The sequence below is a fragment of the Bradyrhizobium sp. ORS 375 genome, from assembly GCF_000239775.1.
GTDB lineage: Bacteria > Pseudomonadota > Alphaproteobacteria > Rhizobiales > Xanthobacteraceae > Bradyrhizobium.
In genome coordinates this window covers 1-6,247 of sequence record NZ_CAFI01000318.1, presented here as the reverse complement: position 1 = coordinate 6,247, position 6,247 = coordinate 1, and the positions used below count along the sequence as shown (strand labels likewise).

Below are 6,247 nucleotides of genomic sequence, written 5' to 3'. Positions count from 1 at the left end.
CGGCGGCGGCGGCGGCTCGGGCACCACCAACAGCAACTTCTACACCATCAACAACAATGGCGGCACCGGCAACTCCGGCGGCGGCACCGGCGGCCGCGGCGGCGACGGCGTCACCAACAACCAGGGCAGCCAAGGCCCGGGCGCCGACGGCGGCTATGGCGGCGCTGGTGGCGCTGCGCGCGGCGGCGCCATCTATGTCGACGCCGGCGCCACGCTCACGATCCTGGATTCGCCGATCTCGGGCGCGGCCGTCACCGGCGGCACGGGCGGCAGCGCCGGCGTCGGCCAGGGCCCGAGCTCGTTCAACGGCACCGCTGGGGCCGCCGGCATCGGTGCCGGCGCCGCAATCTATCTCGGCGGCGTGACCGCCAATATCGCGGTCAGCGGCGGCACCGTGACCTATGCCAACACCATCGGTGGCAGCGGCCTGGTCACCGGCGGCATCAACACCGCTCTCGTCAAGACCGGCAGCGGCACGCTCGTGCTGACCGCCGCCAACACCTACATCGGCAACACCGTCGTGAACGGCGGCACGCTGGAGATGAACGGCTCGGCGCTGAATTCGACCCTGACCACGGTGAATTCCGGCGGCACGCTGGCCGGCATCGGCACGGTCAGGGGAACGCAGATCAATGCGGGCGGCACCTTCGCGCCCGGCAGCGGCACGCCGGCCAGCACGATGACCGTGAGCGGCAATCTCGCCTTCCAGTCGGGTGCGATCTACCTGGTTCAGGTCGATCCGACGACCGCCTCCCGCGCCAACGTGACCGGCACCGCGACGCTCGCCGGCTCGGTCAATGCGGTCTACGCCGCCGGGACCTATATCGCGAAGAGATACACGATCCTCACTGCGACGGGCGGTGTCAGCGGCACGTTCAGCAACGTGACGGCGACCAGCGCGCCCGCGGGCTTCACGTCGTCCTTGAGCTATGACGCCAACAACGTTTTCCTGAATCTCGCACTCAGCACGCCTGGGAACATCAACCAGCAGAACGTCGGTAACGCGCTCAGCAACTACTTCAACGCGACCGGCAGCATTCCCGTCGTCTTTACCGGACTGTCTCCGGCCGGCCTCACGCAGATTTCGGGCGAGACCGCGACCGGCGGCCAGCAGGCGACGTTCAACGCGATGACGCAGTTCATGGGCGTCATGACCGATCCCCTCGCCGGCGGTCGGGGTGATCCTTCCACGCCGCCAACCGGTCCCATCGCGTATGCCGAGTCTGACCTCGCCTTCGCGCAGAAGCGCAATCCGAGCGACGCGCTGGCCGCGATCTACACCAAGGCTCCGCCTGCCGCGATGGCCAGAACCGGCTGGAGCGTGTGGGCGGCGGCATTCGGGGGAGCGCAGACCACCGACGGCAACGCCGCGCTCGGCTCCAACACCGCCACCAGTAATCTCTACGGCACCGCGGTCGGCGCCGACTATCGCTTCTCGCCCTACACGGTCGCCGGCTTCGCGCTGGCCGGCGGCGGCACCAATTTCAACGTCTTCAATGGCGGCGGCGGCCGGTCCGACCTGTTCCAGGCCGGTGGCTTCGTGCGGCACAATTTCGGGGCCAGCTATGTGACCGGCGCGCTGGCGTATGGCTGGCAGGCCGTCACGACGAGCCGGACCGTGACGGTGGCGGGAATCGATCAGCTGCGTGCCGACTTCAACGCCAACAGCTATTCAGGCCGGATCGAGGGCGGCCACCGCTTCCTCACCCCTTGGACGACCGTCGGCCTCACGCCGTACGCGGCGGCTCAGTTCACCACCTTCGACCTGCCGGGCTACGCCGAGCGGGCCGTCGTCGGCAACAACACCTTCGCGCTTGCCTACGGCGCCAGGACGATTACCGCGACGCGCAGCGAGCTCGGTTTGCGCACCGACAAATCCTACGCACTGGCCGACGGCATCTTCACGCTGCGCGGCCGCCTTGCCTGGGCGCACGACTTCAACCCGGACCGCTCGATCGCCGCGACCTTCCAGGCCCTGCCCGGCGCGTCCTTCGTCGTCAATGGAGCGCGGCAGGCCAGCGATGCCGCACTGACCTCGGCTTCGGCGGAAATGAAGTGGACCAACGGCTGGTCGGCCGCAGGAACGTTCGAGGGCGAGTTCTCCAACGTCACCCGCAGCTATGGCGGCAAGGCTGTCGTGCGCTACTCGTGGTGATGCCTGTGCGCGAGGCCACCGCGATGCCGTAGGCCGCATGAGCGAAAGCGACATGCGGGTTCAACGGAGGCGCGTGAGACCCCGGATATCGCTTCGCTCATCCGTGCTACGGTTCCCGCGCGCTTGGGTGCAGCACGGGCCGATAGCCGGCCCGGAGCACACGCAGCGTCGATGGCGGCGTCAGCAGCAGCGGCGCAGCGATGTCATCGCGCGCGGCGCCGTAGCCGGCGAACGACCATCGCAGCGCCCGGCCGTGCAAGATGAGGAAGCTCTCGTCCTCCGCCTGCACCATCGCGCCGTCGGGCAATCGATCGATCGGCAGCGGCAGCGGATGCAACCGCTTGCGACCGCGGTCGAGCCGCTCGCGATGCAGCACCTTGTCGATCTCCGACGCACGGATATCGCTGACGCCGTTGCCAATCTCCCACGCGGCGCGAAAGCGCTCGGCGTCGTCACGGCGGCAATAGAAGCACGGCCGGTGGCCGGCGGCGAGCGCGGTGGTCTCGTCGAGGAAGAACAGCTCGGTCCAGCTGCGCGTGGCCATGACGTCGCGGCGCTTGCCGCGGAACTCGCACAGGCAGACCAGCCAGGCGGGGCTCGACCAGCGCCTGTTCAGCAGCGTCCTGGTCGCGGGGTCATGAATAATGCCGCGATTGCCGGTGAACATCCCACGATGCGGCGTGGCGACGATGTCGCCCATCGGCGTGACGCGGTTCTGTAGCGGCATGGCGGCGCTCCGCGTGGGCCGTCATTGCGAGGAGCGAAGCGACGACTTGTCCGCCATAGCCCGCAGGGCGACGGCGGAAGCAATCCAGAGTCCCGCGCACAGCTCTGGATTGCTTCGCTTCGCTCGCAATGACGACGTTGAGCTAGGCCGCCCCGTCCCGCAGCGGCGGCGCGAACGACAGCGCGGTGTCCCAGGGGAAGAAGATCCAGGTGTCCTGCGACACCTCGGTGATGAAGGTATCGACCAGCGGCCGCCCCTTCGGCTTGGCGTAGACGGTCGCGAAATGAGCGTCGGGAAGCAGCTCGCGGACCATGCGTCCGGTCTTGCCGGTGTCGACGAGATCGTCGACGATCAGAAGCCCCTTGCCGGTGCCGCCGCCGAGTTTGGCGGTGTCGGCCGAGATGCCCTTCAGGACCTGAAGCTCGCCCTGCTTGGTGTGGTCATAGCTCGCGATGCAGATCGTATCGATGACACGCACGCCAAGCTCGCGGGCCACGATGGCTGCCGGCACCAGTCCACCCCGGGTGATGGCCACCACGGCATGAAACGGCCCGATCTCGTTGAGCCGCCAGGTCAGCGCCCGGCAATCCCGGTGAAACTGGTCCCAGGACACCGGGAAGGCCCGGCCGGCACGCTCCTCTGCGCTCAAAGTCTTGTCTGTCATGTCGTCCCGTCCGCCCTCGCCCGCCGCCTCTGATGACACCTGCCGCGCAAAGTCTCGGTCATTCCGGGGCAAGGCCGAGAGGCCTTGAACCCGGAATCTCGAGATTGTCTTGCGTTCATGTCCGACAATCTCGGGATTCCGGGTTCAATCGTCAACGCTTCGCCGCTTCGCGTCTTCGCATTGACGCTTGCCCCGGAATGACGGCAAGCGCGCAGGCTAGCGCGTCACGTTCAACCCGGCGAGCATCTCCTTCACGGCGCCCATCGCCGCCGTCAGCTTGTCCTGGTCGCGCGAGCGCACCACCAGATGCGTGTTCGGCTTCTGGTCCTCGTCGATGAACGGATAGCTGCCGATGATGGTGTCCGGGTGCGCCTTGGCGATCTCGCGCAGGGGACCGCCGATGTCGCCCTCGCGGGCATTGGCACGCACCGTCTCCGACAGCATGCGCACGCCGGATTTCAGCTTCGGCGCGACGATGTCCATCATCGCCTGCATGATCGACGGCACGCCGGCCATCACGATGACATTGCCGAGCTTGAAGCCCGGGGCGAGGATGGTGGCGCTCTGGATCAGCTCGGCGCCATCCGGGATGCGCGCCATGCGCAGCCGCGCCTCGTTGAGCTCCTGCTCGCTCCAGCGCTCGCGGAAGCGCGCGACCACCTCCGGGTGATGGTCGATGCCGACGCCGAACGCCTTGGCGATCGAATCCGCGGTGATGTCGTCATGGGTCGGCCCGATGCCGCCGGTCGTGAACACATAGGTGTAGCGGTGCCGCAGCGCATCCAGCGCCGTGATGATGTCCGGCTCGTCGTCCGAAACCACCCGCACCTCCTTGAGGTCGATGCCGAGATTGGTCAGGTATTCGGCAATGAAGCCGATGTTCTTGTCCTTGGTCCGGCCGGACAGGATCTCGTCGCCGATGACCAGCAATCCTGCGGTGACGATGTCGCTCATGGTTTCTCCTCGCATCTGCTGTCTCTTTTGGCCCGAGCCGGTGCCAAAGTCATCCAGAACGTCGCAGTCTATGCCGCGGATTTGAGCATCATGCAGCCGGTTTTTCGGGCACGAATTCCGCAACCCCCACGAAATGCCGCAGGAGAATGCATATCGCGCTGGCCCGCCCCTTGCTACCATCCTCGGGAGTCATGCAGTGTATGACGAGGCTGGGACACACGGGCATCTATGGCAGTTGCGTTCGACGAGATGAACGAGCCGGGCGGCGACGTCCGTCAGGCTTATCAGGAGCTGTCGCGGTGGCTGAAGGAAACGCCGCCGGAAGCGCTGGAATATCGCCGCCACGAGGCGGAGCTCCTGTTCCGGCGAATCGGCATCACCTTCGCGGTGTATGGCGAGGCTGAGGCGCAGGAGCGGCTGATCCCGTTCGACGTCATTCCCCGCATCCTCTCCGGCAAGGAATGGACGCTCCTGGAGAAGGGACTGAAGCAGCGCGTCAAGGCGCTGAACATGTTCCTGCGCGATATCTATCACGGCCGCGACATCCTGCGCGCGAACGTCGTTCCGGATGACCTGATCTTCCAGAACCCGGTGTTCCGGCCGGAGATGAACGGCCAGGACGTCCCGCACGACGTCTACGTCCACATCGCCGGGATCGACATCGTCCGGGTCGACGCCAACGACTTCATCGTGCTCGAGGACAATGCGCGGACGCCGTCGGGCGTGTCCTACATGCTGGAAAACCGCGAGATCATGATGCGGCTTTTCCCGGACCTGTTCGCGCGCCATCGCGTGGCGCCGGTCGAGCGCTATCCGGACGAGCTGTTGTCGTGCCTGCGCTCGGTGGCGCCGCTCAGCGCTTCGGCCGAGCCGACAGTCGCACTGATGACACCCGGCATCTACAACTCCGCCTATTACGAGCACTCGTTCCTGGCCGACAAGCTCGGCATCGAACTGGTCGAGGGGCGCGACCTCATCGTCAAGAACGATGAGGTGTTCATGCGGACCACCGAGGGGTTGAAGCGGGTCGACGTGATCTACCGCCGCGTCGACGACGACTTCCTCGATCCCCTCACCTTCCGGCCGGATTCGGCGCTCGGCGTGCCCGGCCTGATGTCGGCCTATGTCGCCGGCAATGTGACGCTCGCCAATGCGGTCGGCACCGGCATCGCCGATGACAAGGCGATCTACTCCTACATGCCCGATGTCGTGAAGTTCTATCTCGGCGAGGAGCCGATCCTGAAGAACGTGCAGACCTGGCGCTGCCGCGAGCCGCAGGATCTCTCCTACGTGCTCGACCATCTCGGCGAGCTCGTGGTCAAGGAGGTCCACGGCTCCGGCGGCTACGGCATGCTGATCGGCCCGGCCGCGACCAAGGCGACGATCGAGGCGTTCCGCGACAAGCTCAAGCGCGAGCCGGAAGGCTTCATCGCGCAGCCGACGCTGGCGCTGTCGACCTGCCCAACCTGCGTCGCCTCGGGGCTGGCGCCGCGCCATGTAGACCTCCGGCCGTTCGTGCTGACGGGGCGCGACCGCACCACCATCGTCCCCGGCGGCCTGACGCGCGTTGCGCTGAAGGAAGGCTCGCTGGTGGTGAATTCCAGCCAGGGCGGCGGCACCAAGGACACATGGGTGCTGGATGAGTAAGCATTGTTTGAGGGATGTCGAGCCACTTGCTGGCTGCAACCTCTCCGCGCCTGCGGGGGCTCGACCAGCTTCGCTCGCACTAAGAGGTCGGATCGCATCG

5 protein-coding genes are annotated in these 6,247 nt (G+C 66.7%); 2 read left to right on the top strand and 3 right to left on the bottom strand.

Translation table 11 applies throughout. The features are described 5' to 3' along the window. Positions 1 to 2,155 (top strand): autotransporter domain-containing protein (locus BRAO375_RS23255; protein ID WP_244423249.1); only part of this gene is annotated, 2,155 nt, incomplete at its 5' end. A gap of 106 nt (positions 2,156 to 2,261) precedes the next feature. Here the strand turns inward: BRAO375_RS23255 and BRAO375_RS23250 are convergent. From BRAO375_RS23250 to BRAO375_RS23240, 3 genes are all read right to left on the bottom strand, one after another. Then, positions 2,262 to 2,882 (bottom strand): hypothetical protein, encoded by a 621-nt coding sequence (locus BRAO375_RS23250; RefSeq protein WP_009029901.1) that lies wholly within the window; start codon positions 2,880 to 2,882, stop codon positions 2,262 to 2,264. Positions 2,883 to 3,024: 142 nt separating this feature from the next. Then, positions 3,025 to 3,546 carry a xanthine phosphoribosyltransferase gene (gpt, locus tag BRAO375_RS23245; protein ID WP_009029900.1) on the bottom strand — a complete coding sequence of 174 codons (522 nt, stop codon included), beginning with the start codon at positions 3,544 to 3,546 and terminating at the stop codon, positions 3,025 to 3,027. Positions 3,547 to 3,762: 216 nt separating this feature from the next. Further along, positions 3,763 to 4,500, bottom strand: a complete 738-nt coding sequence (locus tag BRAO375_RS23240; RefSeq protein WP_009029899.1) for a competence/damage-inducible protein A — start codon at positions 4,498 to 4,500, stop codon at positions 3,763 to 3,765. A 228-nt stretch (positions 4,501 to 4,728) separates the two neighbouring features. On the opposite strand from BRAO375_RS23240, the gene BRAO375_RS23235 reads away from it, so the two are divergent. Next, positions 4,729 to 6,147, top strand: a complete 1,419-nt coding sequence (locus tag BRAO375_RS23235; protein WP_009029898.1) for a circularly permuted type 2 ATP-grasp protein — start codon at positions 4,729 to 4,731, stop codon at positions 6,145 to 6,147. Positions 6,148 to 6,247 lie beyond the last annotated feature (100 nt).

What these genes read in the sequence shown, in the direction of transcription:
- BRAO375_RS23250 (WP_009029901.1), bottom strand. Translation starts at nt 2,882, where the DNA reads ATGCCGCTACAGAACCGCGTCACGCCGATGGGCGACATCGTCGCCACG.
- BRAO375_RS23235 (WP_009029898.1), top strand. Translation starts at nt 4,729, where the DNA reads ATGGCAGTTGCGTTCGACGAGATGAACGAGCCGGGCGGCGACGTCCGT.
- gpt (WP_009029900.1), bottom strand. Translation starts at nt 3,546, where the DNA reads ATGACAGACAAGACTTTGAGCGCAGAGGAGCGTGCCGGCCGGGCCTTC.
- BRAO375_RS23240 (WP_009029899.1), bottom strand. Translation starts at nt 4,500, where the DNA reads ATGAGCGACATCGTCACCGCAGGATTGCTGGTCATCGGCGACGAGATC.